The organism is Rhodoferax sp. GW821-FHT07G04, assembly GCF_059418585.1.
Genome location: NZ_JBWKQD010000006.1, coordinates 116,675 through 142,094 on the forward strand (window position 1 = coordinate 116,675; position 25,420 = coordinate 142,094).

General features: G+C 61.9%; 22 protein-coding genes. 8 read left to right on the plus strand and 14 right to left on the minus strand.

The genetic code is table 11. The features are described from left to right. Nucleotide 1: 1 nt before the first annotated feature. The 4 genes from AC07OO_RS23380 to AC07OO_RS23395 all read left to right on the plus strand — a co-directional run bounded on the left by AC07OO_RS23380 (nt 2) and on the right by AC07OO_RS23395 (nt 5,591). Entirely contained in the window at nt 2-763 is a 762-nt protein-coding gene (locus AC07OO_RS23380; RefSeq protein WP_495084562.1) for a class I SAM-dependent methyltransferase, read from the plus strand. Between the two features lie 20 nt (nt 764-783). Continuing rightward, entirely contained in the window at nt 784-1,233 is a 450-nt protein-coding gene (rnhA, locus tag AC07OO_RS23385) for a ribonuclease HI (protein WP_495084563.1), read from the plus strand. Between the two features lie 81 nt (nt 1,234-1,314). Next, nucleotides 1,315-2,505, plus strand: a complete 1,191-nt coding sequence (locus AC07OO_RS23390) for an efflux RND transporter periplasmic adaptor subunit (RefSeq protein WP_495084564.1) — start codon at nt 1,315-1,317, stop codon at nt 2,503-2,505. Continuing rightward, nucleotides 2,502-5,591: an efflux RND transporter permease subunit gene (locus AC07OO_RS23395; protein WP_495084565.1), complete on the plus strand. Its 3,090-nt coding sequence runs from the start codon at nt 2,502-2,504 to the stop codon at nt 5,589-5,591. Before AC07OO_RS23390 ends, AC07OO_RS23395 begins: the two co-directional genes overlap by 4 nt. Nucleotides 5,592-5,595: 4 nt before the next feature. On the opposite strand, the gene moaA is transcribed toward AC07OO_RS23395, so the two are convergent. Further along, nucleotides 5,596-6,753, minus strand: coding sequence for a GTP 3',8-cyclase MoaA (moaA, locus tag AC07OO_RS23400; protein ID WP_495084566.1), 1,158 nt, complete (start codon nt 6,751-6,753; stop codon nt 5,596-5,598). Nucleotides 6,754-6,839: 86 nt separating this feature from the next. Next, on the minus strand, nt 6,840-8,903 hold the full coding sequence (locus AC07OO_RS23405) for a sodium-translocating pyrophosphatase (RefSeq protein ID WP_495084567.1): 2,064 nt from the start codon (nt 8,901-8,903) through the stop codon (nt 6,840-6,842). Between the two features lie 234 nt (nt 8,904-9,137). On the opposite strand from AC07OO_RS23405, the gene ppa reads away from it, so the two are divergent. Together ppa and AC07OO_RS23415 are read left to right on the plus strand one after the other, a co-directional pair. Then, nucleotides 9,138-9,674: an inorganic diphosphatase gene (gene ppa / locus AC07OO_RS23410; protein WP_495084568.1), complete on the plus strand. Its 537-nt coding sequence runs from the start codon at nt 9,138-9,140 to the stop codon at nt 9,672-9,674. Nucleotides 9,675-9,815: 141 nt separating this feature from the next. After that, complete coding sequence (locus tag AC07OO_RS23415; RefSeq protein WP_495084569.1) at nt 9,816-10,322, plus strand: chemotaxis protein CheW; 507 nt, start codon at nt 9,816-9,818, stop codon at nt 10,320-10,322. Nucleotides 10,323-10,354: 32 nt separating this feature from the next. On the opposite strand, the gene AC07OO_RS23420 is transcribed toward AC07OO_RS23415, so the two are convergent. The 9 genes from AC07OO_RS23420 to AC07OO_RS23460 all read right to left on the minus strand — a co-directional run bounded on the left by AC07OO_RS23420 (nt 10,355) and on the right by AC07OO_RS23460 (nt 20,397). Continuing rightward, nucleotides 10,355-11,764, minus strand: a complete 1,410-nt coding sequence (locus AC07OO_RS23420) for a WS/DGAT/MGAT family O-acyltransferase (RefSeq protein ID WP_495084570.1) — start codon at nt 11,762-11,764, stop codon at nt 10,355-10,357. Between the two features lie 96 nt (nt 11,765-11,860). Further along, on the minus strand, nt 11,861-12,697 hold the full coding sequence (locus tag AC07OO_RS23425) for a metal-dependent hydrolase (RefSeq protein WP_495084571.1): 837 nt from the start codon (nt 12,695-12,697) through the stop codon (nt 11,861-11,863). Nucleotides 12,698-12,737: 40 nt separating this feature from the next. Beyond that, nucleotides 12,738-13,649: an esterase/lipase family protein gene (locus AC07OO_RS23430; RefSeq protein WP_495084572.1), complete on the minus strand. Its 912-nt coding sequence runs from the start codon at nt 13,647-13,649 to the stop codon at nt 12,738-12,740. A 12-nt stretch (nt 13,650-13,661) separates the two neighbouring features. Then, entirely contained in the window at nt 13,662-14,231 is a 570-nt protein-coding gene (locus tag AC07OO_RS23435) for a DUF1254 domain-containing protein (RefSeq protein WP_495084573.1), read from the minus strand. Continuing rightward, nucleotides 14,228-14,839: a DUF1214 domain-containing protein gene (locus AC07OO_RS23440; RefSeq protein WP_495084574.1), complete on the minus strand. Its 612-nt coding sequence runs from the start codon at nt 14,837-14,839 to the stop codon at nt 14,228-14,230. Before AC07OO_RS23440 ends, AC07OO_RS23435 begins: the two co-directional genes overlap by 4 nt. Next, a complete protein-coding gene (locus tag AC07OO_RS23445) occupies nt 14,836-15,681 on the minus strand; it encodes an SDR family NAD(P)-dependent oxidoreductase (protein WP_495084575.1) in 846 nt (281 codons plus the stop codon). Before AC07OO_RS23445 ends, AC07OO_RS23440 begins: the two co-directional genes overlap by 4 nt. 17 nt (nt 15,682-15,698) lie before the next feature. Beyond that, nucleotides 15,699-17,858: a 3-hydroxyacyl-CoA dehydrogenase NAD-binding domain-containing protein gene (locus tag AC07OO_RS23450; protein WP_495084576.1), complete on the minus strand. Its 2,160-nt coding sequence runs from the start codon at nt 17,856-17,858 to the stop codon at nt 15,699-15,701. 59 nt (nt 17,859-17,917) lie between these two features. Further along, nucleotides 17,918-19,123: an acetyl-CoA C-acetyltransferase gene (locus AC07OO_RS23455; protein ID WP_495084577.1), complete on the minus strand. Its 1,206-nt coding sequence runs from the start codon at nt 19,121-19,123 to the stop codon at nt 17,918-17,920. A 17-nt stretch (nt 19,124-19,140) separates the two neighbouring features. Next, complete coding sequence (locus AC07OO_RS23460; RefSeq protein WP_495084578.1) at nt 19,141-20,397, minus strand: aromatic ring-hydroxylating oxygenase subunit alpha; 1,257 nt, start codon at nt 20,395-20,397, stop codon at nt 19,141-19,143. 74 nt (nt 20,398-20,471) lie between these two features. Here AC07OO_RS23460 and AC07OO_RS23465 point away from each other — a divergent pair, with 74 nt between their 5' ends. After that, nucleotides 20,472-21,635: an acyl-CoA dehydrogenase family protein gene (locus tag AC07OO_RS23465; protein WP_495084579.1), complete on the plus strand. Its 1,164-nt coding sequence runs from the start codon at nt 20,472-20,474 to the stop codon at nt 21,633-21,635. A 15-nt stretch (nt 21,636-21,650) separates the two neighbouring features. On the opposite strand, the gene AC07OO_RS23470 is transcribed toward AC07OO_RS23465, so the two are convergent. Further along, nucleotides 21,651-22,418: a substrate-binding periplasmic protein gene (locus AC07OO_RS23470; protein WP_495084580.1), complete on the minus strand. Its 768-nt coding sequence runs from the start codon at nt 22,416-22,418 to the stop codon at nt 21,651-21,653. 202 nt (nt 22,419-22,620) lie between these two features. On the opposite strand from AC07OO_RS23470, the gene AC07OO_RS23475 reads away from it, so the two are divergent. Next, complete coding sequence (locus tag AC07OO_RS23475; RefSeq protein ID WP_495084581.1) at nt 22,621-23,013, plus strand: VOC family protein; 393 nt, start codon at nt 22,621-22,623, stop codon at nt 23,011-23,013. A gap of 10 nt (nt 23,014-23,023) precedes the next feature. Here the strand turns inward: AC07OO_RS23475 and glpK are convergent, their stop codons facing one another. Next, nucleotides 23,024-24,514: a glycerol kinase GlpK gene (glpK, locus tag AC07OO_RS23480; RefSeq protein WP_495084582.1), complete on the minus strand. Its 1,491-nt coding sequence runs from the start codon at nt 24,512-24,514 to the stop codon at nt 23,024-23,026. Beyond that, nucleotides 24,511-25,311 (minus strand): DeoR/GlpR family DNA-binding transcription regulator, encoded by an 801-nt coding sequence (locus AC07OO_RS23485; RefSeq protein ID WP_495084583.1) that lies wholly within the window; start codon nt 25,309-25,311, stop codon nt 24,511-24,513. Before AC07OO_RS23485 ends, glpK begins: the two co-directional genes overlap by 4 nt. Nucleotides 25,312-25,420: the final 109 nt, after the last annotated feature.

The following is a 25,420-nucleotide window of genomic DNA, read 5'->3' on the forward strand; positions in this document are numbered from 1 at the left end:
GATGCACGATTGGTTCCAAACCCCGGCCGGGCGCTACCTGTTGGACTGGGAGCGTACCCGGGTCGACGCAGCGGTGGTCGACATGTTTGGCTACCACGCCTTGCAGTTGGGCGTGCCCGAGCTGGACGGCCTGCACACCAACCGCATGCCGCACCAATGGCTGGCCTGCGAACAGCCCCCGGTCGAAGACGGAGCACCCGTCAAGCAAGCCGCCGTGCTCTGCGATTTTTCTGCATTACCCTTCCCAGCGGCCAGCCTGGACCTGGTGGTGCTGCCCCATAGCCTGGAGTTCAGCGCCGACCCCCACAACACGCTGCGCGAGGTTGAGCGCGTGCTGGTGCCTGAGGGGCGTATCGTCATCTGCGGCCTGAACCCTGCCAGCCTGTGGGGCCTGCGCCAAAGGCGTGGCCATTTGTACCGGCGCATGGGCTTTGGCCAATTGTTCCTGCCCGACGGCGGCGAATTCATTGGTTACTGGCGGTTGCGTGATTGGTTGCGCCTGCTGGGCTTTGAGGTGGAGATCGGGGAGTTTGGCTGCTACAGGCCCGGTGTGGCGAGCGACAAGTGGTTGCAGCGCTTTGCCTGGATGGACTGGGCTGGCGCCCGCTGGTGGCCGATTTTTGGCGCTGCGTACTTTGTGGTGGCCGTCAAGCGGGTGCGGGGCGCCCGTCTGCTGGGGCCGGCCTGGAAGACTGTGGCGGCCAATCCACGCAAATCGGTGTCGGTGGCCAACCGCAGCCACGACACGACAATGGATACATGAAGCACACGGAGACACGCGTTTTGAATGAAGTAGTGATATACACGGACGGTGCCTGCAAAGGTAACCCGGGACCGGGGGGCTGGGGCGTTTTATTACGCTCGCCCGACGGCACTGAGAAAGAACTGTTTGGCGGTGAGCTGGGTACCACCAACAACCGCATGGAGATGATGGCCGTGATACAGGCCTTGCAGGCGCTCAAGCGCCCCTGTACCGTGACCTTGCATCTGGACAGCCAATACGTGCTCAAAGGCATTACCGAATGGCTGGCCGGCTGGAAGGCGAAGGGCTGGAAGACGGCAGCCAAGGAACCGGTCAAGAATGTGGACCTGTGGCAGCAATTGGACCAATTGGTGTCGCAGAAGGGGCATGCCATTGATTGGCGCTGGGTCAAGGGGCACGCGGGCGACGTGGGCAACGAGCGGGCGGACGCGCTTGCCAACCGCGGCGTGGAGACGGCCCTGGGACGGTGAAGGCCTGGGTCTTAAAGTTATGCAAAGTTGGCGCCCGGCGGGCTGGCGGTTGATATGCGACGCCGATAATCTGACACAACCATGAACAAGCAATTTCTGTCTATTCCTTTGTCGTTGGGGGCTGCCGCAGCCCTTGGGTTGTTGGTGGGCTGTGGCAACAAGGCCGATTCCGGCCCTGCGCCGGCTGCCAACGCCGCCAGCGTACCCGCAGCCCGTGCGGCCGGCGCACCGGTTTCGGTCACCACGGCGCTGGCCACCCAGCGCAATCTGGATGTGACGCTGGAGGCCATCGGTACGGTAACTCCGCTGGCCAGCGTGGACGTCAAGCCCCAGATCAATAGCGTGGTGACCCAGGTGCATGTCAAGGAGGGGCAGTTCGTCAAGGCCGGCGAACTGCTGTTTACGCTGGACGCCCGGCCCGACGAGGCCAATGTGGCCAAGGTGCGGGCCCAGATGGTCAAGGACCAAGCCGTGCTGGACGATGCGCAGCGACAGCTCACGCGCAGCAAGGATTTGCTGGCCAAGAATTTTGTGTCACAAGGTGCTGTCGACACGGCCCAGGCCCAGGTGGATTCCCAACTGGCCAACCTGGCGGCGGATCGCGCGGCGTTGGAGGCGGCGCAGTTGGCACTGTCGTACAACAATGTGCGTGCGGCGGGTGCCGGCCGCCTGGGCGCCGTCAACATCTACCCCGGTACGGCAGTACAAGCCAGCCAGACGGTACTGGGGACCATCACCCAACTGGATCCCATCAACATCAGCTTCAACCTCCCGCAAAGCAATTTGAACGCGGTATTGGAGGGGCTGAAGTCGGGCGGTGCCGCGGTCAGCGCTACGTTGCCGGACGCCAAGAGCGAGCTCAAGGGCCGCTTGCAGTTTGTTGACAACACGGTGGACGCGGCTACCGGCACGGTCAAAGTCAAGGCGCGCTTTGACAATGCAGACGCTCGGCTGTGGCCCGGTGCCTTCGTCAAGGTGGCTCTGGTTTCGCAGACATTGAAAGACGCCGTGGTCATCCCTACGGCCGCCATCATCCAAAGCACGCGCGGCTCCATTGTGTACATCACCGACAAGGGTGTTGCGGCTTTGCGCCCCGTCAAGGTCGTGGCAGCGCAGGGTGAAGACTCCGCGGTGACCGGTCTTGCAAAGGGCGACAAAGTGGTCTTGGAAGGCCGCCAAAACCTGCGCCCGGATACACCGGTGGTTGAGCGCGCACCCGGTGGCGCCCCCGCCGCACGCCTACCCGCATCTGCCGCGTCGGCCGCACCATGAACCTCTCCGAGCTCTTCATCCGCCGTCCGGTGATGACGGTCCTGCTGAACCTGGCCATTGTGCTGGCTGGCGTCATTGCCTACCGCAGCATTCCGGTGGCGGCTTTGCCGAGCTATGACACGCCAGTGATCAACGTGGGCGCGTCGCTGCCCGGTGCCAATCCCGAGACCATGGCGACATCGGTGGCCCTGCCGCTGGAAAAGCAGTTCCAGACCATTCCGGGTCTGGCTGTCATCAGCTCCACCAGCACACTGGGCAACACATCCTTGACGCTGGAGTTTGAAGAAGGGCGCAACATTGACGGGGCTGCGTTGGACGTGCAGGCAGCCCTGTTGCGGGCCCAGCGGTCCCTGCCGCAGGACATGACACAGCTGCCGGCCTACCGCAAAGTCAACCCGGCCGATGCGCCTATCCTGCTGGTAGCGCTGACTTCGCCATCCATGCCTTTGTCCGATTTGCAGGACTATGCCGAGCATTTGATCTCGCCCACGTTGTCGACGATTGACGGCGTGGCCCAGGTCAATATCTTTGGTTCCAAGCGTTTTGCCGTGCGTGTGCGGGTGTTGCCCGAGGCCCTGGCCGCGCGCAATATCAGCCTGGAGGAATTATCCAGCGCGCTGCGCCTGGCCAACGTCAACACGCCGGTGGGCACGCTGGAGGGGAGCAAGCAACTGTTGACTCTGCAGGCGAACAAGCAGTTGCGCAATGCAGCCGAATTTTCCGAGTTGATCGTTGCCAGCCGCAATGGCATCACCGTGCGTTTGAAAGACGTGGCGAATGTCGAGGACAGTGTCGAGACCGTCAAGTCCTACGCCAACCTCAACGGTGAGGCTTCCATCACGCTGGCGATTCTGCGCCAGCCCGGTGCCAACACCGTGCGCGTCGTGGACGCGGTCAAGCAGGCCCTGCCCAAGCTCAGGGAGCAGATGCCGCAGTCGGTCAATATGACCTCAGTCAACGACCGCTCCGTGTCGGTGCGCGACGCGCTGCACGATGTATCGCTGACGCTCCTGGGCACGATTGCGCTGGTGGTGCTGGTGATTTTTCTGTTCTTGCGGCGATTTGTGGCTACGGCCATACCCACTTTGTCGTTGCCCGTGTCACTGATCGGGGCGGTGGCCTTGCTGTGGGGTTTGAAGTACAGCCTGGACAACGTGTCGCTGTTGGGCCTGACGCTGGCCGTGGGCCTGGTGGTGGACGACGCCATTGTGATGCTGGAAAACATCATGCGCCACGTGGAGAATGGTGAGGAGCCGTTCAATGCGGCTCTGCGCGGATCGCGCGAGGTGGGGTTCACCATCATCTCGATCTCCACATCGCTGATCGCCGTCTTTATACCTATCTTCTTCATGCCCGGCGTCATCGGACTCTTGTTCCATGAATTTGCCGTGGTGGTGGGGTTGGCAATTCTGGTGTCGGCTTTCGTGTCATTGACCTTGGTGCCCATGTTGTCCAGCCGCTTCCTGAGTGAAGAGCCCCATGGCAAGCAACACAGCTTCCTGATCAATCTGTTTGAGCGCGGCTTCAATGCCACTTTGAGCGCTTACAGCCGTTCGCTGGATTTGGCCCTGTCGCATCGCAAGACCGTGCTGGGAATCGCCATTGCAACTTTTCTGGCAACGGGCTGGCTGTTTAACGTCATTCCCAAAGGCTTCTTTCCCGAAGAGGATATTGGCCAGATCACGGTGACCACCGAGGCGGCGGAAGACACCTCCTTTGCCGAAATGGTGCGCCTGCAAGAGCGTGCGGCGGCGGCCATCCGTGCCGATGCCAATGTGTTTGCCGTCAGCTCCTTCAATGGTGGCAGCGGTGCCCAGAACTCGGGCCGCATGTTCATCACGCTCAAGCCCCGCGACCAACGTCAGCCGATGAAGCAGGTGGTGGAAGGGCTGCGGCGCAAGCTGCGTGATGTGTCGGGCATCAGCGTGTTCATGCGTCCCATCCAGAATCTGCAGCTGGGCGGCAGGCCCAGCAAGGCGCAGTACCAATACATCTTGCAAAGCGTGCGGGCCGATGAGCTCAACGACTGGGCCGTGAAGCTGCAAGAGAAATTGCGTGGCGATCCCCTGTTCCGCGATGTAACCAGCGATGCCCAGTTGCGCGGGCTGCAGGCGCAGCTCAACATCGACCGCGACCGCGCCAATGCGCTGGGCATCTCGATAGACGCCATCCGTACAGCACTCTTTGGTGCCTTTGGCGAACGCCAGGTGTCGACCATTTACCTGCCCACCGACAGCTACCAGGTCATTCTGGAGTTGGCGCCGCAGGCCCGCTTGGACGAGAGCGCCATCAACAACATCTATGTGCGCGCCTCCACGGGTGCCCTGGTGCCTCTGGCTTCGTTCACCAAGGTGAGCCGGACCGTGGGACCAACCTCCATTAACCATGTGGGGCAATTGCAGGCTGTCACGATATCGTTCAATCTGGCGCCGGGCGCCGCCCTGGGCGATGCTACGGCCCGGATCGACAAGGCCCGCGATCAGATCAACCTGCCCAGCTCGGTCATCACCAGCTACGGTGGTGAGGCGGCAGTGTTCAAAAGCTCGCAGGGCAACCAGGCTGTGCTGATTGTCTCGGCGCTGTTGGTGATTTATGTGCTGCTGGGCGTGCTGTACGAGAGCTATATCCACCCGCTCACCATTCTGGCGGGTTTGCCATCTGCGGCGGTGGGAGCCTTGGCCACGCTGATGCTGTTTGGCCAGGACCTGACGGTGATTGCGATGATCGGTATTCTGCTGCTGATCGGTATCGTGAAGAAGAACGCCATCATGATGATCGATTTCGCGCTGGATGCCCAGCGCCACCATGGCATGACACCGGAGCAGGCAATCCGCGAGGCCTGTGTGCTGCGCTTCAGGCCCATCATGATGACCACGCTGGCGGCGCTGATGGGTGCTCTGCCGATTGCGTTGGGCTTGGGTGCCGGTGCCGAATTGCGCCAGCCGCTGGGGCTTGCCGTGGTGGGTGGTCTGGTGTTTTCCCAGGCGGTGACCTTGTACATCACGCCGGTCATCTACCTGGCGCTGGACCGGTTCAGTGGCCAGGGTCCGCTGACAACGCCCGAGACCCAGGCCTCGCAGGCCTAGGGCCTCAGCCGCCGATGTAGCTCATCTCGACGCGGCGCACCGCTGCGCCCGTCTCGCTGGCCAGAGCGCTGCGCAGTTCCGAATAGCGGTCGCTGCGTGCGCTCCAGATGCGGGCGATGGCGTCGGCCAGGTTCTGGTCGCCGGCATCGCTTCGGACAATGCTGCGCAGGTCATAACCCTGGCTTGCGAACAAGCACAGGTACAGTTGCCCCTCTGTGGACAGGCGCGCCCGGTTGCAGTCGCCGCAAAATGCCTGGGTTACGCTGCTGATGACACCAATTTCCCCGGCCTGCGCGTCGTGCGCACCCTTGGTATCGGCATAACCCCAGCGCTGTGCTGTTTCGCCCGGTTGCGAAGCCTCCAGCGCCAGCAATGGCAGCTCGGTCTGTACGCGCGCAATGACCTCGGCCGAAGGCATCACGTCATTCATGCGCCAGCCATTGGTTGCGCCCACATCCATGAATTCGATGAAGCGCAGCGCCATGCCGCTGCTCTTGAAGTGATGGGCCATGGGCAGGATTTCCTGGTCATTGGTGCCACGCTTGACCACCATATTGACCTTGATTGGCCCTAGGCCCACACGCTGGGCGGCATCCAGTCCGTTCAAGACCTCCGATACCGGGAAGTCCACATCGTTCATGCGGCGAAAGATGGCGTCGTCCAGCGCGTCCAGGCTGACGGTCACGCGTCGCAGGCCGGCGTCTTTCAAGCTTTGCGCCTTGCGGGCCAGCAGGGCACCGTTGGTTGTCAGTGTCAGGTCCAGCGGCTGGCCCTGGGGCGTGCGTAGCACCGCCAGTTTCTCTATCAAGACCTCGATGTTCTTACGCAGCAAAGGCTCGCCGCCGGTCAGTCGGATCTTCTGGACGCCCTGGCCTACAAACTGCTGCGCGATGCGCACAATCTCTTCGAAACTCAACAAGGAGGCATGGGGCAGGTAAGCGTAGTCCTTGTCAAAAATCTCCTTGGGCATGCAGTAGCCGCAACGGAAGTTGCAGCGGTCGGTCACGCTGATGCGCAGGTCGCGTAGCGGGCGGCCCAGGCTGTCGATCAGTTGTCCCTGGACGGCAGTGTTGCTGACTAGGCCGGACATGCCAGGTATAGGCAGCCCGGAGGTGCGTAGATCGCGCAGCGGAAGCACTTTGGGACTAAAACGTTCAGACATGGTGCCATTGTCCCTCGTTGGCGTCTAGTTGGCTGTCGCCCATGAAAAAAGCCCGCCAGAGCGGGCTTTTTGGGGAGCAGTGGGGCTCAGCCGCCGTGCACTTTCATCACCAGCGGCACGATCAGCAGGGCCACGATGTTGATGATCTTGATCAGCGGGTTGACAGCTGGGCCGGCCGTGTCCTTGTAAGGGTCGCCCACGGTGTCACCGGTCACTGCGGCCTTGTGGGCTTCGGAGCCCTTGCCGCCGTGGTGGCCGTCTTCGATGTATTTCTTGGCATTGTCCCAGGCACCGCCGCCGGTGCACATGGAGATCGCCACAAAAAGGCCGGTCACGATTGTGCCCATCAGCAGGCCACCCAGTGCAGCCGGGCCTAATGCCAGGCCGACGATGATGGGAACGACAACTGGCAACAGGCTGGGGATCATCATTTCCTTGATGGCTGCGCTGGTCAGCATGTCTACTGCCGTGTCGTACTCGGGCTTGCCGGTGCCGTCCATGATGCCCTTGATGGTCTGGAACTGGCGGCGTACCTCTACCACCACGCTACCGGCTGCGCGGCCCACTGCCTCCATGGCCATGGCGCCAAACAGGTAGGGGATCAGGCCGCCAATGAACAGGCCAATGATGACCTTGGGGTCACTCAGATCGAACTTGACGTGGGCGCCCAGGCCTTCGAGCTTGTGGGTGTAGTCGGCAAATAGCACCAGTGCGGCCAAGCCAGCGGAGCCGATTGCATAGCCTTTGGTCACGGCCTTGGTGGTGTTGCCCACAGCGTCCAGTGGGTCGGTGATGTCGCGTACGCTGCTGGGCAGTTCGCTCATTTCGGCAATGCCGCCGGCGTTATCGGTAATGGGGCCGTAGGCGTCCAAAGCCACCACGATACCGGCCATGCTCAGCATGGAAGTCGCCGCCACGGCGATGCCATAGAGTCCACCCAGGCTGAAGGCTGTATAGATGGCCACGCAGACAAAGATCACAGGCCATGCGGTGGAGCGCATGGAGACGCCCAGGCCAGCAATGATGTTGGTACCGTGGCCGGTGGTGGATGCCTGGGCAATGTGCTGCACCGGTGCGTATTGCGTGCCGGTGTAGTACTCGGTGATCCAGACCAAGGCGCCGGTCAACACCAGGCCCACGGTGCAGGCGCCAAACAGGTTGCCGGCGGTGATCACATGCCCATCGGTCAGCGTGACAGCGGCGGGGAACAGGGCCTGTGTGACGAAGTAGAAGGCGCCCAGCGACAACACGCCGGCAATCGCCAGACCCTTGTACAGCGCGGGCATCACGTTCTTCATGCCGGGCGAAGCCTTGACAAAGAAGCAACCAATGATGGAGGCGACAATGGATACCGCGCCCAATGCCAGGGGATACAAAACGGCGTTAGCCCCCGCCACGCCTGCGAGTAGTGCTCCCAAGACCATAGTAGCGATCAGCGTCACCGCATAGGTCTCGAACAGGTCGGCTGCCATGCCGGCGCAGTCACCCACGTTATCGCCCACATTGTCGGCGATAACGGCGGGGTTGCGGGGGTCATCCTCGGGGATTCCGGCTTCCACCTTGCCCACCAGGTCGGCGCCCACGTCAGCGCCCTTGGTGAAGATGCCACCACCCAAGCGGGCGAAGATGGAAATCAGCGATGAACCAAACGCAAAACCAATAAGCGGGTTGAGTTTGGCAGCGGTCACAGCGCCATCGGGTACCAGGAACCAGTAGAAAGCGGTCACGCCCAGCAGGCCTAGACCCACGACAAGCATCCCGGTGATGGCGCCGCCTCGGAAGGCGACGTCCAGCGCCGGGCCAATACCCTTGGTGGCCGCTTGCGCGGTGCGCACATTGGCGCGTACCGACACATTCATGCCGATGAAGCCACAAGCACCCGATAGCACAGCGCCAACGACGAAACCAATGGCACTGAGGCCGTCTAGAAATACACCGATCAGGATGGCCAACACCACGCCAACCACGGCGATGGTCTTGTACTGGCGAGCGAGGTAAGCCGCTGCGCCAGTCTGGATGGCGGCAGCAATCTCTTGCATGCGTGCATTGCCAGCGTCTTGGGAAAGTATCCAGCTACGGGCCCAAAAACCGTACACGACGGCGATCAGTCCACAGCCAAGCGCCAGAATCAGCGCCGAGTTGCCTGTCATAAACATCTCCTCTATTGTTGTTTCGCGAAGGAGGAGGCAACAACGCTAGTGGTGCCTCCACTGCGTTGCTTCCTCTAAGCTCCAGCCCAACAGAGCGTCACGGAGATGATTGGCCAACGGGCGGACTGTAACGTGAAAAAAAGACGTTTTTGTGATTCGCAAGAGGCGAGTCAGTAAAATGAGGGTAAATACCAACCGGTAATTACCCTTTTTTACGTAGCCCAGAGAGTCCCCATGTCCCTTGATAAAGTCACCCCCGGTAAAAACGCACCCGAGTCCTTCAACGTGATCATCGAGATCCCTATGAATGCAGACCCGGTCAAATACGAGGTGGACAAAGACAGCGGCGCCATTTTTGTGGATCGCTTCATGAGCACCGCCATGCATTACCCCACCAACTACGGTTACGTGCCCAAGACCATCTCCGGTGATGGCGACCCGGTGGACGTGTTGGTGATTACCCCCGTGCCCCTGATTCCTGGTGTGGTGGTGACCTGCCGCGCCATCGGCATCCTGAAAATGGAAGACGAAGCCGGCGAAGACGGCAAGGTCCTTGCTGTGCCGGTGGACAAGAAGTGCTCGCTGTACACCCAGTGGCAAAAGCCCGAAGACCTGAACCCCCTGCGCCTAAAGACCATCTCCCACTTCTTTGAGCATTACAAGGATCTGGAAGAAGGCAAGTGGGTCAAGGTGCTGGGCTGGGAAGGCCCCGAAGCAGCCAAGAAGGAAATCGTGGACGGCATCGCCAACTACAACAAGCAGTCAGCCTGATGACCTGAACCCAACAGCTGTCGCGGCGGCTGCGGCTGTTGGTTTACTTTCTGCACAAAGCGCTGTTAACGGCGTGTATGATCTTTAACGAAGGGCCCGCGTTGCCAGCGAAGGTCGGCCTGTAGCGTTAAGGAGATAAGCATGCAGACATCACCCAGTTCGCCGTCCTTCGATCCCAAAGCCAAGCAAGCTGCTGCCACCACGGTAGATTCGGGCCAGTACCTGACCTTGCGTCTGGGTACTGAGGATTACGCCATCGACATCATGCGCGTGCAGGAAATTCGGTCCTACGAAGAACCCACCCGCATGGCCAATTCCCCGAGCTTCATCAAAGGGGTCGTCAATCTGCGTGGGGTCATTGTCCCCATCGTGGACTTGCGCATGAAGCTCAATATCGCCAAGGTGGATTACACCGAGTTCACGGTGGTCATCATCCTCAATGTCAAGGGCGCGGTGACCGGTGCGGTGGTAGACGCGGTCTCCGATGTGGTGACGCTGGACTCCAAGATGATCAAACCCGCGCCACAGTTTGAATCGGCGATTGACTCGCGGTTCATACTCGGCATCGCCAATGTCGGCGAGCGCATGTTGATCGTCATGAATATGGAAACCCTGCTCAGCAACGCTGAGCTGGGCATGGTCGCCTAGCCAATTGGGCTTCGTATTCCCCAAAAGCCGCGCTAGGTCGCGGCTTTTTTCTTGCGCGTCTTTTTGGCTGCGGGTGCGGTGTCAATCCCCAGCGCCGCCTCCAATTCCGTGATGGCGTTCTGCGTGTAATCCAGCATGCGCTGCAGGGCGGGCACCGATCGGCGGCAGGCGATGTAGCCAAAGCCCAGGTTGTCACCATAGCCACTGATCGTGATGTTCATCGCCAGGTAGTGGTTGGGTATGGACACCGGATACGCCTCATCCAAGCGCGCGCCATTGAGGTACAGCGTGTCCTTGGGGCCGGGCACGTTGGAAATGACGAGGTTGAACAAAGGATGTTTCTCCGCCGTGCCGGTGACGATGCCTACACCCAGCGGCGAAATGGATGTGATGCCGTGGGCCATCTTCTGCAGGCGCGGCATCTTGGTCAGGCGTTCCTTGGCGTGGGTGGTCGACTCCACAATGCGCTTGAGCCGCTTCAACGGATCGGCAATGTGGGTGGCCAGGCCGGCCAGCAAGAGCGAGACCTGGTTGCCACCCAGATTGGTCTCCCCATGCAAGGAAACCGGCACCATGGCCACCAGGGGTTTCTTGGGTAGCTTGTGCTGCGCCAGCAGGTACTCGCGCAGGGCACCGGCGCAGATGGCCAGTGTGACGTCGTTGACCGTTGCGCCGGCGGCCTCGCCAATCCGTTTGAAGCGGGCCAGCGAATACGATTGCGACGCAAACCGGCGCGAACCCGAGATTTCCACATTGAAGGGTGTGGGTGGGGCTTGGAAGGGTAGAGCGCCCACCGTCTCTTCGTCGGAGGAGCGCATGATGTCCCACAGGCCGCTGCCAATACCCGGCAAGATGTCCTTGCCCGCCTTGGCGGCGTTCCCCAGTTGTTCCAGCAGACCCGGCGGCTTGGATTTGGCGCGGGAAGTGGGGTGCTGGCCAAAGGGCATGGCCCATAGCGGCGCCTTGATTTCCGCAGGGTTCAGGCACATGGCATTGGCCGCCATGCGTGCACCTGTCACACCATCGATCAGCGCATGGTGCATCTTGGCATAGGTGGCAAAGCGGCCCCCCGGCAAACCTTCGATCACATAGGTTTCCCACAGGGGCCGGTTGCGGTCCAGCAGGTTGCCGTGCAGGCGGGACACCAGCGCCAGCAGCTCGCGAATGCGGCCCGGCTGGGGCAGTGCCAGATGGCGCAGGTGGTAGTCCAGCTCAAACTCCGTGTCCTCTTCCCAGTACCACAGCCCCATACGCAAGACCGGGCGCAGATTGAAGGGCGCGATGGCCTGTGGGTACTCGTTCCACTGCGCCAGCAATTTGCTGACATAGTCAGGCCCGGAGCCGGGCGGTGGCGTGTAGATGTTCAGGCCCGCCACATGCATGGGCTGGTTGCGGGTTTCCATCCACAGAAATGCGGAATCGGTTGGGCTTAGTGCTTGCATGGTCCAAATGTCCTTGGGAGATCAGCCATTGTGCGCGAACGCTCGCGAAGCCCAAACCGAGGCCGGGGGTAGCCGGTCACCTGCGTGACGCCTCTCTTAAGCGGGGACGGACGCCGCTTGGCCCACCACGGAGAAACGCTCCGTATTGTCGTGCAGCCATTGCACGGAGTGAGACAGGTCCTGCTGGCGCGGATGAAAACTCGGGGACTTGTAGGCCCGCCAGGCCGCCGCGTTGCCGCGGACCATGCCGTCCTTGGCCAGCAACAGCTTGGCAGCGCTGCGCCAGGTGCTCCATTGGAAGAGGCTGCCGTCGTGCCACAGGTTGCGGATGGTTTGCCGGGTGATGTCCAGCGCAAAGATCCAGGTGATGTAGCGCAACAGGCGTAAACGCCACTGTTCGCTGCCCTGCAGGGCCTTGTACAGATCAAAGGCCGTGCTGCAGTGCTCGGCCTCTTCCGCGGCATGCCACAGCCACAGTGTCTGCAGCCGGGTTTCTGCGCCTTGCAAGGCCTCGGGGTGACGGAACATCCAGTCAGCAAATATCGCGGTCAAGTGTTCGGTGGCCGCCGTGGCTGCTACGTGGATGCGCACGTCCAGGTGGGCGCCGTTGCGCACGCGCCGCGCGGCACGCTGCTCCAAGGCATTGACAAAGCCCTGCTTCTGCAAATGGCCGTTGAACAACGCGTGGATGCGCCGGTGGGTAGCCTCCTGGCCCACGAAGCCTTGGATTTCGGCAGCAAAGGGTTGGCGCTGCTCCTCGGGCAAGGCCTTCAATCCGGCCCGTACCGAATCCATGAAGTATTGCTCGCCCACCGGAAAGCTCATCGACAGCGCGTTGAAGAACGCGGACCGGAAGGCATCGCCCCCATTCCAGCGTGGAGGAATGGGAACGCTCAGGTCGATCAACAGCCGGCGTACTACCAAGTCAGTCATGTCGTTGCTCCTTTTTTCGCAGGGCGTGTGGGCGAGAGCGTTAGCCCGTTTGCGGATGGACCGCCAGGCCGTCCAATTGCGTGCCTACCCACTCCAGAACCGAACGGTCCAGGCACATCTGCAGATGCCCGATGCCTTCAAAAACCTGGGGCTCCAAGCCCGGCAAAACCTGGGCTCGTTGGGGATAGACAATGCCGTCCTGGGGCGTCAGCGCGACGCGGAAGCGCTCGCGCAGCGCGGCGTTCTCATTTGCGGCCAAGTCCGCCAACCAGGAGCTTTGCCACACCATCTGCTTGCCGTTGGTGGTTCGTGTCTTGGGTGCTATCTGTGTGCCCATATGGGGTGTGCCCAGCGTTAGCACCCGCGCTGCCCGCTGCGGGCCATACAAGCGCATCCATGCCCGTATCGCCAGGCCGCCCATGCTGTGGCCGACCAGAGCCACCTGGGTGGCGCCGGTGTGCAGGCAGATGGCATCGACTGCCTCTTCAATGGTATGGGCGTAATTGTCTATCGACGTAAACAGCGGCTCCAGGTTGACCGCCAACACGGCGTGGCCCTGTTTGCGCAGTCTGCGGGCCAGTTTGCCCCAGATGCGGTGGTTGCACAGGTAGCCGTGCACCAGTACCACCGGTATCTGCTGTACGGAACTGCCCGTGGCGGGCAGCAGCTTGGGCTGGCCAAAAGTCCAGGGCTGACGCAGCAAGAAAATCACGATGCTGGCCCAAAACTCGCCCCAGACAGAGCGCAGCCAGGGCGCTGCAGGCTCATCCTGGGCCTTGGACTTTAGGGCCGTCACCCAACTAACCAGGTAGGTGCCGAGTAGCGGCGCCAAGAGGGCGCCTATCAAGGCGCTCCACTGCGTGGTGCCGGCGAACAGGAATAGCAAATAGCCTATGCCGGCACCCAGTACGAGTTGGAACAGGATCAAGCGGCGAAGCAAATGGGCAAGCACAGAGGTTTCTTTCTAAGCGTTATGGCAGACCAGGGTATGCCGGGCGGGTTCCACCCGATCCTTTTCCGTTTCGTAGTCACCGGTCAGAACCCGCATCAGCAAAAAGCCGTGCTTGGATGGACTGACGACAACCTGGGCTGCGGGCGCACCAGCGGGCGTTTGGAGGGCAGCATCCTGCGCCGACACCAACCACAGGTTCACCGGCTTGCCGGCGGCCTTGCGGTCGTTGACGACATAGAAATTGTCGCTGTTGGCGCCGTACAGGGCAATGGACCAGTAAGACAGCAGGCCGGGGTCGGCGCTGATGTGCACCGGCCCTTTGGTCACGTCGTAAACGCAGACCGAGTACAGCAGGTCCGGGCTGGGCATCACCACGGTTCGCACCTTGGCGCTGACAGGGGGTGGAAAGCTGGCCTGGTTGTGCGCATCCGTGGCCAGCGCGCGCGACCCGTCCATCAACAACTTCATGATGAGATAGGGCGCCGACCACACGGCCAGCACGTGCACGAGTACCGCTGTGGTCAAAAGGGGCAGGGCGCGGCGCAGCCATCCACGCTTTTGTTGGGCAGGTTGTTGCGTCATGCGCAGTCTCCCACGCGGGTGATGCTGGGTGCTGCTAGCGACGCAGGGTTGGTTTGCAAAGCCGGGCTGGGGTTGTACAGGCGCAGTGTCAGCACCATGCCCCGGTCACCATTGGCCGCCAGCCAATGTGTGCCCGCATACTCTGTGCTGCCGGCGGTCAGGGCAAAGCGGCCTTGGGCGTCCAGCTTGGCGGTGCTGCCATTGAGGCTGTGGTGGCCTACGTCGGTGTCGAACAAGAACATGTCGTCGGCATAGGCGGTCACGCTCCACCAGCGGGCCTGCGGTGGCGTTCCGGTGACGCGGTAGTTGCAGCGGGAGCGCAAAGGGCTGCCGGTATCGTCTTGCGCGGCGACGAAATACATGGTCTCACTGCGGTCCAGCGCCAGCAGCGCATTGAGTGCAATGCTGGCGCGGGTGTACATGTCCGCGTCCTGGCTACCCGCTTGCAGGTTGGCCCGCCAGGCACCGGCTTGCACAGAGTTGTGCATCCATGGTGCCTTCTTCAGCACCCACCAGGCCGAACCCAGGCCGACGGCCACCGCGCCTGCATATAAGACGGCGGCAGTGGCAATGCTTTGGAGTCGTGAAGGGAGTCGCCCACCCATCATGCCGCTACCGTCCTGGATTTGGCGCGCAGGCGCTTGCCGATGCCGGTCAGCCACGCTGACGCGCGGCTGGGCGCCAGGCGGAACAGAAAATCCATGAACCGGGCGTCGGAGCCAATCAACACCCGGGTCTCGCCGCTGGCAATGGCCCTCAGGATGATTTCGGCAGCCTGCTCGGGCGAGGTGCGGGCCATTCGCGTGAAGCCCTCCCGCAGCTTCTGGTCGCTGTCGGCCACCATGCTGGAGTCGGTGATGCGGGCCGTGTTGGCAATATTGGTGCGTATGCCACCGGGGTGCACGCACAGCACCGAGACCGGGCTGCCGCGCAGCTCCTCGCGCAGTGCGTCACTGAAGCCGCGCACGGCCGCCTTGGAAGCGTTGTAGATGCTTTGCGTGGGCAAGGACACCATCGCAAAAATGCTGGACACATTGACCAACACCGCCACCGGTCGCGTGCGCAACTGTGGCAAAAAGGCCCGGCAGCCATGGACCACGCCCCAGAAGTTGATGTTCATCAGCCATTGGGCATCCGGCGTGGCAAGCCGCTCCACCGGGGCGATCAGGCTGACGCCCGCGTTGTTGATCACCACATCGGCGGCGCCCAGCTTGGCCTGGGTTTGCGCGGCCAGCGTGTGGATGGCGGCCTCATTGCCGGTGTCCGTAACTTCCCAATGGCAGTCGCAGCCCTGGCTGCGTAGCTTGCTGGCCAGGGCTTCCAGGCCCGCGGCATCAATGTCCGCCAGCATCAGCCGCGCGCCACGCCCTGCCAGGTTCGTTGCCAAGGCGGCGCCTATGCCCGAGGCAGCGCCGGTGATAACAATGACTTTTCCTTGGAAACCGAACATAGGCAGGTGGGCTTTCTTCAGTATTGCGGTTGGTGCTTTCGGATCGCCGCTTTCACGGTTTCGCCAAGTGTAAACCCAGAACCATACAGTTGTGTCAAGTTTGCAGCGCGCGCCTCAAATTCTTCAATGCCCATCCCATAAATGAATTGCATGGCGCCGCCTGTCCAGGCCGGGAATCCGATACCGAAGATGGAGCCGATATTGGCGTCGTGCACGCTGGTGAGCACGCCCTCGGCCAGGCAGCGTGCCGTCTCGACGGCTTGGCGGTACAGCAGGCGGTCCTTGAGGTCGGTGATGTCCCACTGTGCGTCGGGTTTCTCGAACAGATCCTTGAGCTTGGGCCACAGAAATTTTTTGGCGCCTTTCTCGGCCGGGTATTCGTAGAAGCCACCACCACCGGCGCGGCCGGGCCGCTCGTGCTTGCGCACCATGTCGGCCACCAGCAGTTCGCCGGGGGAGGGGGTGTAGGTCTTGCCCTCAGCCTCGAAGTCGGCACGGGTCTGGTCCATGACATGCAGACTCAGCGTCAGCGCGGTCTCGTCCAGCACGGCCAGGGGGCCGACGGGCATGCCGCACTGGATGCCAGCGTTTTCGACGGCCGCAGCGGGTATGCCTTCGCCAACCATGGCCACGCCTTCCATGACAAAGGTGCCAAACACCCGACTGGTGAAGAAACCGCGCGAGTCGTTGACAACGATGGGCATCTTGCCGATGGCCTGCACGTAGTCAAAGGCGCGGGCCACCGTCTCGTCGTTTGTCTGTTTGCCGCGGATGATCTCCACCAGCTTCATCTTGTCCACCGGGCTGAAGAAGTGGATGCCGATGAATTTCTCGGGCGCCGCACTGGCGGTGGCCAGGCCGCTGATCGGCAGGGTCGAGGTGTTGGAGGCAAAAAAGCCGCCGGTTGCCAGCAGCGGCTCGGATTCCTTGGTCACACGGGCCTTGAGCTCGCGGTTTTCGAACACCGCCTCGATGATCAGGTCGCAGTCTTTCAGGTCGGCGACCGCACCGGTGGTGTGGATGCGGTCCAGTACGGTCTTTTGTTCTTCGACCGTCATGCGACCCTTGTCGACGCGGGCCTGGGTCAGTTTGGCGGTGTAGCCCTTGCCTTGGTCGGCTTTCTCCTGGCTCACGTCCTTCAACACGGTGGCGATACCCTTGGTTGCCTGGGCGTAGGCAATGCCTGCGCCCATCATGCCGGCGCCCAGCAGGCCCACCTTGGCCGGCTTGAAGCGCGGCACATCTTTGGGCCGGCTCTGGCCGCTCTTGATGGCGTTGAGGTTGAAGAAGAAGGTGTTGATCATGGCCCGTGCATTGGTGCCCGTCATCAGCTTGGCAAGCGCGCGGCTTTCGATGCGCAGCGCGGTGTCCAGGTCCACCTGCAAGCCTTCGACCATGCAGGCCATGATGGCCTCGGGCGCAGGGTAGAGGCCGCGGGTCTGCTTCTTGATCATGGCTGGGGCCACGGGCAGCATCTGCGCCACCGCGGGGTTGGATGGCAGGCCGCCGGGCACCTTGTAGCCCTTGGCTTCCCAGAGGTGCTGGGCCGTGGGGTTGGCGGCTATCCAGGTCAGGGCCTTGGCCTTCATCTCGGCGGCGGCGTTCTCACCGGGGGCGACCAGGTCGTGCACCAGTCCCAAGCCCTTGGCGTCGGCCGGCGAGAACAGCTTGCCTTCAACCAGGTAGGGCTGCGCACCCATCAGGCCCAGGTGGCGTGTCATCTTGGTCACACCACTGGCGCCGGGTAGCAGGCCCAGCGTCACCTCGGGCAGACCGAGCTGGATCTTCTTGTCGTCGATGGCGATGCGGTGGTGGCCCACCAGCGCCACTTCCCAACCGCCGCCCAGTGCCGTGCCATTGATCAGGCTGACCACAGGCTTACCCAAGGCTTCGATGGTGCGGAAGTTTTTCTTCAGGCGCTCGATCTCTGTGTAGATGGTGGGAGCGTCCGAGGGCTTGAGGCGCATCGCGCCCTTGAGGTCGGCGCCGGCAAAGAAGGTGGACTTGGCGGAGGTCAGCAGCATGCCGCGGATAGCGTCCTTGTCCTTGAGGATTTGCTCGGCCAATACCGTCATGTCCTCCTGCCACTGCAGGCACATGGTGTTGACGGGGGAGTTGGGCTCGTCGAAGGTGATGGTGGCGATTCCATCTACCAGGGAATATTGGATGGTTTTCATGATGCTATGTATTTCAGAGCAGGTTGTGTATATTTTACGAGGGCTAGCGACCAATTTGCTTAAAGGCGTTCCACGATGGTGGCAATCCCCATGCCGCCACCCACGCACAGGGTTGCCAGGCCGTAACGCAGCTTGTGGCGGTGCAGCTCGTCGATCAGCGTGCCCAAGATCATGGCGCCGGTGGCGCCCAGCGGGTGGCCCATGGCGATGGCGCCGCCGTTCACGTTGACCTTGTCGTGCGGAACCTTCATCTCTTTCATGAAGCGCATCACCACGGCGGCAAAGGCTTCGTTCACTTCGAACAGGTCGATGTCGTCCACCGTCAGCCCCGCCTTGGCCAGTGCCTTGCGGGTGGCGGGCATGGGGCCGGTCAGCATGATGGTGGGGTCGGCACCGCTCAGTGCCGTGGCCACGATGCGTGCGCGCGGTGTCAGCTTGTGTGCCTTGGCAGCCGCCTCGTTGCCAATCAGCACGGCGGCCGCGCCATCAACGATGCCAGACGAGTTGCCGGCATGGTGCACGTGGTGGATGCGCTCTACGTGCGGGTAGCGGGTCAGCGCGACTTGGTCAAAGCCCATGCCGCCCATCTGCTCGAACGAGGCCTTCAGGCCGGCCAGGCCTTCCAGCGTGGTGTTGGGCTTGATGAACTCGTCCTTGGCCAGTATCACTTGGCCTAGGCTGTCCCTGACGGGGATGACGGACTGGTCAAAGTAGCCTGCTGCCTGTGCCTTGGTGGCGCGGCGCTGCGACTCCAGCGCAAAGGCATCCACATCGGCGCGGCTGAAGCCTTCCAGCGTGGCGATCAGGTCGGCGCCAATGCCCTGGGGCACAAAGGCGGTTTGGGAATTGGTCTCGGGGTCCATGGCCCAGGCACCGCCGTCGGAGCCAATCGGCACACGGCTCATGCTTTCCACGCCACCGGCCACGACCAGGTCTTCCCAGCCCGAGCGCACCTTTTGTGCGGCCATGTTGACGGCCTCCAGGCCCGAGGCGCAGAAGCGATTGATTTGCACGCCAGCGGCCTGGAAATCCCAGCCCGCCTTCAGCGCCGCCACCTTGGGTATCACCGAGCCCTGGTCGCCTACGGGCGACACCACGCCCATGACCACGTCGTCGACCAGCGCGGTGTCGAACTGGTGGCGTTGCTGTAGGTCGGTCAGCAGGCCGGCCAGCAGACTGACGGGCTTGACCTCGTGCAGGCTGCCGTCTTTCTTGCCCTTGCCGCGCGGGGTGCGGATGGCGTCAAATACAAATGCTTCCGTCATGGTGGTAGTTCTCCGGTTCAAGTGGATGTAGTCGTCAAAAAGGGTGCGGTGGCTTGCCGCACCTGTTCGTGGAACCAGGTCAGCGCCATTTCGGCGCGGCCTACGGTGATGTGGGTGTTGGCCTCGGTCTTCAGCCCGCGCTGGATGCCGATGGCGCAGTGGATGTCTTCCTTCTGGAACACGCCTTGCTCGATCAGCTGGAAGGTTTTTTCCCAGTGCGGCACCCAGTCGGGTGTGGTCTTGTCCGCGGGGATCAGCATGCGGTGCGTCCAGCGCAGTGTCTCCGGCCCGGTGGGTACGACGCTGATCAGGCTCAGGTAGTCGGGGTGGAAGATGGTCACTGTGTTGGGAAAAATCACCTGGCTCGTGGTGGCCAGCTGGCTCAGCGCGTCCACCGAGGTCGGCGCCTGGCTGTCGGGCTGCTGGGCCCATTCCTGCGCCAGACGACGCGCCACCAGCGAGTGGATGTGGGGCCCAAAGCGCTCGGCCGACGTGACGCTGTCGGCAAAGAAGGGGTATATCGTCTTCTGGTGCAGCACGCGGATGTGGTACGACTCCAGGAAGGCGTCGATGATCAGCTTCCAGTTGGCGGGGTACTCGGCCTCTATGGTGCGGAAGTGCTGCAGCTTGTCTATGCCGTAAAAGGGTAGCTCATCGTTCAAACCACCCAGGTATGCATCCAGGTCCAACGTGCTCTTGGCGTCGGGCACCACCCAGATGAGGCCATGGCGCTCGGCGCAGGGCACACGCACCAGGTCGCGTGCGCCCTTGGCGCAGTTGTCAAAAGCTTCGGCATGCAGCATGTGGCGCAGGCTGCCGTCCAGCCGGTAGGTCCAACCGTGGTAGGGGCAGACCACGCTGTTGCGCGTCTGGGCAGAGCCGGCTTCCAGCATGCGCATGCCGCGGTGGCGGCACACGTTCAGAAAGCAGCGTAGCGTGCCGTCGGCGTCGCGGCTCAGCAGTAGAGGTACACCAAAGGCATCGTGGGCCAGGGCCTGTCCGGGAGCCAGCTCGCTGCTGTGTGCTGCTATCAGCGGCAGGGGCTTGAACAGGGCCTGCAACTCGGCCTGCCAGACCTCGGGCGAGAAATAACGCTCCACCGGTATGCGCATTTCGGCGTCGGTGTTGGCCTTCCATTCCGGCTGGCCGCTGGTGAACTGGCCGCGCACGCGCTCCAGCAGCGCCGCGGTGGCAGGTGGCAGGCCCAAAGGCGCGGAAGCACTGCCGGGTACCGTGGCGGCAGGCGTGTCGAAACCAGGTGCTGTGTTTTGCATGGAAATTGCAGTATATTCTTTTTGCCAAGCAAATGCTTTGTAAAATTCAAAGATTACAAAACCCAAGGTGCACCATGATTGATAGAACCCTTTTCTCTTCCGACCACGAATCCTTTCGTGACAGTTTCCGCCGCTTTGTAGAGAAGGAGATCGCCCCTTTCCATGCCGAGTGGGAAGAGCAGGGCTATGTGGACCGCGCGGTGTGGACCAAGGCCGGTGAGAACGGCTTCTTGTGCATGAGCATGCCCGAGGAGTACGGCGGCTCCGAAGCCGACAAGCTGTACTCGGTGATCCAGTTCGAAGAGATTGCCCGCGCTGGTTGCACTGGCATCGGCTACAGCCTGCACAGCGAAATCGTCGCACCCTACATCCTGCACTACGGCACGGCTGAGCAGAAGGCACGCTACCTGCCCAGGATGGCCACCGGCGAAATGATTGGCGCCATTGCGATGAGCGAGCCTGCCGCTGGCTCGGACCTGCAGGGCATCAAGGCCACGGCCATCCAGCAGGCCGACGGCAGCTACCTGCTGAACGGCAGCAAGACCTTCATCACCAATGGCTGGCACGCGGATGTGGTGGTCGTCGTAGCCAAGACCAACCCTGCTGCTGGTGGCAAAGGCACCAGCCTGCTGCTGGTAGAGCGCGGCATGCCCGGCTTTTCGGTAGGCAAGCGGCTGAAGAAGATGGGCATGAAGGCCCAGGACACGTCCGAGTTGTTTTTTGACAATGTGCGCGTGCCGGCCGAGAACCTGCTGGGCGGCGCGGCCTATGAAAACAAGGGCTTTATCTGCCTGATGGAACAACTACCGTGGGAGCGTTTGCAGATCGCCATTTCCGCCGTGGCATCGGCACAGGCGGCGATTGACTGGACGGTGGATTACGTCAAGGAACGCAAAGTCTTTGGCCAGCCCGTGGCATCGTTCCAGAACACCCGTTTCACACTGGCCGAACTGCAGACCGAGGTGCAGGTGGCGCGCGTGTTTGTTGACAAATGTTGCGAACTGATCTGCCAGGACAAACTGGATACCGCCACGGCCAGCATGGCCAAGTACTGGACTACGGACCTGCAGTGCAAGGTCATGGACGAATGCGTGCAGCTGTTCGGTGGTTATGGCTATATGTGGGAATACCCCATCACCCGCGCCTACGCCGACGCACGCGTGCAGCGCATCTACGGTGGCACCAACGAGATCATGAAAGAGGTCATCACCCGGTCCATGGGGCTGGGTGGCAAGTAGGCCGCTGCGCCCAGCTTATTTGGGCTTGTAGGGCTGGAAGATCTTGCCCAGCTCGCCGCTCTTGGCCAGCTTGTCCAACGCGGCGGTCAGTTTGTCTTTCAGCCCGGCGGGGGCCTTTTTGGAGACGATGAAGAAGCGGCCTTCGGTCGTCAACTGGGCAGGCAAGAGCTTGACCTTGTCGCCCAGGTTGTCGCGCTTGATCTCGTCGACCAGTGCAAAGTCATTGTGCAGGATGAAGCGCCCCCGGCCTGCGACCAGTTTTTGCAGATTTTGTGAGGTATCTTTGGCGGCGGAGTCCACCTTGATGCCGGCCTGCGCCGATGCCATCTCGGCCTGCACGGTCTGGGTAACGGTCAGCACAACGGCGTCGGCCCCCAGTTTGCGGATGTCGTCAAAGCCTTTGACATCGGCCGTCTCCTCTTTGCGGGCGGCCAACACCAAGTGGGTGGTGTAGATCGGGATGTCGATGACGTCAAACTTCTCCTTGCGGTCCTTGGTGGCTGCCAGGCCGCAAATGACGTCCAGGGAGCCGTCCAGCAGCAAAGACTCGGTGCGGGGCAGGGGGGTAAAGCTGGTCAGGGCCGGAAACTTCAGATCGGGATCGGTTTTCTCCAGCGCCTTGAAGATGTCTATGCACAGGCCGGTGACGGCGCTACCCTCCTTGATGAACTTGGGCTGGCTGTCCTGCGCCGCGGTGCGGACTTCCAGCGCATGTGCTGCCGACACGGATAGGGCGGCCAGGAAAACGACGCGCGCCAGTGTCTTCATAGTGAATCCGTGCATGGATTGATCTCCCCGGGAATGTGATGGATTGAGCACCCAATGTGCACCAGTTCGGTGAAGCCGTCAATCGGGGTTCTGCATGGGGTTGCAGGCCTGCGCTGGCGGCATGCGGTGCCTACCGAAATTGAAAAATTTGTTCCCGCATTTGCCAGGAACGCGCTACATTGTTCACCGCCCATCAACTCAACTCGGAGAGACAAAAATGGATCCTGTGGTGCACTTTGAAATTCCCTACGACAACAAGACACGCATGGCCGCCTTCTACGAAAAAGCCTTTGGCTGGAAAACCCAAGCGCTCGGAGAAGAGATGGGAGGCTATGTGTTGGCGACGACAGCCGAAGACATGGAGGGGGGGGCGCCCGTTCCTGGCACGATCAACGGCGGATTTTTTCCAAAGAAGGCTGGCGCCCCACAGCAACTGCCCTCCGTTGTGATCGCCGTAGAGAACATTGCGGATGCCATTGCCAATGTTGGCAAGGCCGGAGGCAAGGTGCTGGGCGAGCCCATGGAGATCCCTGGGGTAGGCAAGTACGTGTCGTTCAACGACACCGAGGGCAACCGCATCAGCATGCTGCAAGCCGCCCCCAAGGCGTAAAGTTTTTTCTTTACAGCACGGTCTGCCGAACCGCGTGCTCCCAGCGTTCCATCAAGTCCTTGGCGCGCTCGGGGGCCAGGGTCGGCAAGAAGCGGCGTTCTGAACGCCATAGACCGCTCAATTCCTCTGTGCTCTTGTAGACACCCACGGTAAGCCCCGCCAGATAGGCGGCCCCCAGGGCTGTGGTCTCTATGACCGCCGGGCGCACAACCGGAATACCCAGCAGATCCGCCTGGAACTGCATCAGCAAGTCATTGACGCAGGCCCCACCGTCCACCCGTAACTCAGCCACCGCGGCCCCACCGGCTTGCACCGCATCGCGGCTCATGGCCTGCAACAGCGCGGCACTTTGGTAAGCAATGCTTTCCAGTGCGGCGCGGGCGATATGGGCCACCGTGCTGCCCCGCGTCAGGCCCGTGATCGTGCCCCGCGCTTCGGGCTTCCAGTACGGTGCCCCCAGGCCGGTGAAGGCGGGTACCACCATGACGCCGCCCGAATCGGGCACGCTCTGGGCCAGTTCCTGCACCTCGCCGCTGGCCTTGATGGCATGCAGGCCGTCGCGCAGCCACTGCACCACTGCGCCGCCTACGAAAACGCTGCCTTCGATTGCGAACTCGGTTTTGTTCGTCGTCTGCGCCGCACTGGTGGTGATCAGCCCGTTGTGCGAAGTCTGGAAGTTGTGCCCGGTGTGCATCAGCATGAAGCAGCCCGTGCCATAGGTGTTTTTCACCATGCCCGCCTTGAAGCAGGCCTGACCAAACAGCGCGCTTTGCTGGTCGCCGGCCACGCCACCAATCGGGATGGCATGGCCCAGTAGCTCGGGCGCCACCTCACCATAGGCTGCGCTGGAGGGCTTCACCGTGGGCAGCAGGCTGGGTGGAATGTCCAGCGCCGCCAGCAGTTCGGCATCCCATTCGTTGGTGTGGACATTGAACAGCATGGTGCGCGACGCGTTGCTGACATCGGTGGCATGCACGGCGCCTTGGGTCAGGCGCCAGATCAGCCAACAGTCCACGGTGCCGAATGCCAACTCGCCGTTCTGCGCCAATTGCCGCGCGCCGGCCACGTGGTCCAGTATCCACTTGAGCTTGGTGCCGGAGAAATAGGCATCGACCAGCAGCCCGGTCTTGGCCTGAATCGTGGCAGCCAACCCGCGCTCGCGCAGTTCCAGGCAAGTGGGCTCGGCCCGCCGGTCCTGCCACACAATGGCGTGGTGCAAGGGCAGACCGGTGCGCCGGTTCCATACCACTGTGGTCTCACGCTGGTTGGTGATGCCCAGGGCGCGTACCTGGTGGGCCGCTATGCCGGCCTTGGCCAGGGCATCGCGCGCGGTGGCCAACTGTGTGCGCCAGATCTCCTCTGGGTCATGCTCCACCCAGCCCGGCTGGGGGTAAATCTGTGTCAACTCTTGCTGGGCTTGCGCGAGGACATGGCCCTCGGCGTCAAAAACGATGCTGCGTGAACTGGAGGTGCCTTGGTCCAAGGCAAGCAGGTAGGTCATGGGTTTTCCTGGAGAGAGGGGTCGGCCGCCATCGTAGACGCCACGGTGTAGCGCACCTGTGCATCGGCCAGCAACGCGGGAAATGGGTCCGGCGGATTTTCGTCGGTAAACAGGCGGTCGATTTGCGACAAGTTGGCCACCTCCACCATGGCCGGGCGGTTGAACTTGCTGCTGTCGGCCGCCACCCAGACCTCGCGCGCATGCGCAATGATGGTTTGCGACACCTTGACCTCACGGAAGTCGAAGTCGCGCAGCGTGCCGTCAGCCTCGATGCCGGATATGCCGATCAGCGCAATGTCTACCTTGAACTGGCGGATGAAGTCGACGGCGGCTTCACCGACGATGCCCTGGTCGCGCCCGCGCACCACGCCGCCGACCACGATGACTTCGCTGTTGGTGTTGGCGCTCAGGATGCTGGCCACGTTGAGGTTGTTGGTTATGACCCGCAAGCCCGAGTGCCCGAGCAGCGCGCGGGCAATGGCTTCGGTGGTCGTTCCAATGTTCAGTATCAGCGAGCAATCGTTGGGCACTGCTGCAGCCACATGGCGTGCGATACGGGCCTTGCCATCGGCATTGAGGTTCTCGCGCTGCTTGTGGGCGATGTTTTCAATCGTGGAGCCGGGCACCCGTACGCCGCCGTGGAAGCGCGCCAGCAGGCCCTCGTCGGCCAGGCGCTGCACATCACGGCGTACTGTTTGCAGGGTTACGCCCAGTGTTTCCGCCAAGCGCTCAACGGAAACCGTGCCATGGGTCTGTACATAGGCCAGCAATTCAAGCAGTCGGGGGTGTCGGTTCACTTCTGTTCCTTTGTCCTTTTCAGGCCGTGGCGGCATCTTAAAACGAACTCAAACGAATTAAACTAGGGTAATTACCGATAAAAAACGAACTTAAAAGAATAACAATTGC

Coding starts and splice junctions, on each gene's coding strand:
- moaA (WP_495084566.1), bottom strand. CDS start 6,753: ATGTCTGAACGTTTTAGTCCCAAAGTGCTTCCGCTGCGCGATCTACGC.
- glpK (WP_495084582.1), bottom strand. CDS start 24,514: ATGACCTACCTGCTTGCCTTGGACCAAGGCACCTCCAGTTCACGCAGC.
- AC07OO_RS23395 (WP_495084565.1), top strand. CDS start 2,502: ATGAACCTCTCCGAGCTCTTCATCCGCCGTCCGGTGATGACGGTCCTG.
- AC07OO_RS23390 (WP_495084564.1), top strand. CDS start 1,315: ATGAACAAGCAATTTCTGTCTATTCCTTTGTCGTTGGGGGCTGCCGCA.
- ppa (WP_495084568.1), top strand. CDS start 9,138: ATGTCCCTTGATAAAGTCACCCCCGGTAAAAACGCACCCGAGTCCTTC.
- AC07OO_RS23475 (WP_495084581.1), top strand. CDS start 22,621: ATGGATCCTGTGGTGCACTTTGAAATTCCCTACGACAACAAGACACGC.
- AC07OO_RS23455 (WP_495084577.1), bottom strand. CDS start 19,123: ATGACGGAAGCATTTGTATTTGACGCCATCCGCACCCCGCGCGGCAAG.
- AC07OO_RS23470 (WP_495084580.1), bottom strand. CDS start 22,418: ATGCACGGATTCACTATGAAGACACTGGCGCGCGTCGTTTTCCTGGCC.
- AC07OO_RS23425 (WP_495084571.1), bottom strand. CDS start 12,697: ATGACTGACTTGGTAGTACGCCGGCTGTTGATCGACCTGAGCGTTCCC.
- AC07OO_RS23405 (WP_495084567.1), bottom strand. CDS start 8,903: ATGACAGGCAACTCGGCGCTGATTCTGGCGCTTGGCTGTGGACTGATC.
- AC07OO_RS23450 (WP_495084576.1), bottom strand. CDS start 17,858: ATGAAAACCATCCAATATTCCCTGGTAGATGGAATCGCCACCATCACC.
- AC07OO_RS23465 (WP_495084579.1), top strand. CDS start 20,472: ATGATTGATAGAACCCTTTTCTCTTCCGACCACGAATCCTTTCGTGAC.
- AC07OO_RS23445 (WP_495084575.1), bottom strand. CDS start 15,681: ATGTTCGGTTTCCAAGGAAAAGTCATTGTTATCACCGGCGCTGCCTCG.
- AC07OO_RS23460 (WP_495084578.1), bottom strand. CDS start 20,397: ATGCAAAACACAGCACCTGGTTTCGACACGCCTGCCGCCACGGTACCC.
- AC07OO_RS23440 (WP_495084574.1), bottom strand. CDS start 14,839: ATGATGGGTGGGCGACTCCCTTCACGACTCCAAAGCATTGCCACTGCC.
- AC07OO_RS23380 (WP_495084562.1), top strand. CDS start 2: ATGCACGATTGGTTCCAAACCCCGGCCGGGCGCTACCTGTTGGACTGG.
- AC07OO_RS23435 (WP_495084573.1), bottom strand. CDS start 14,231: ATGACGCAACAACCTGCCCAACAAAAGCGTGGATGGCTGCGCCGCGCC.
- AC07OO_RS23420 (WP_495084570.1), bottom strand. CDS start 11,764: ATGCAAGCACTAAGCCCAACCGATTCCGCATTTCTGTGGATGGAAACC.
- AC07OO_RS23415 (WP_495084569.1), top strand. CDS start 9,816: ATGCAGACATCACCCAGTTCGCCGTCCTTCGATCCCAAAGCCAAGCAA.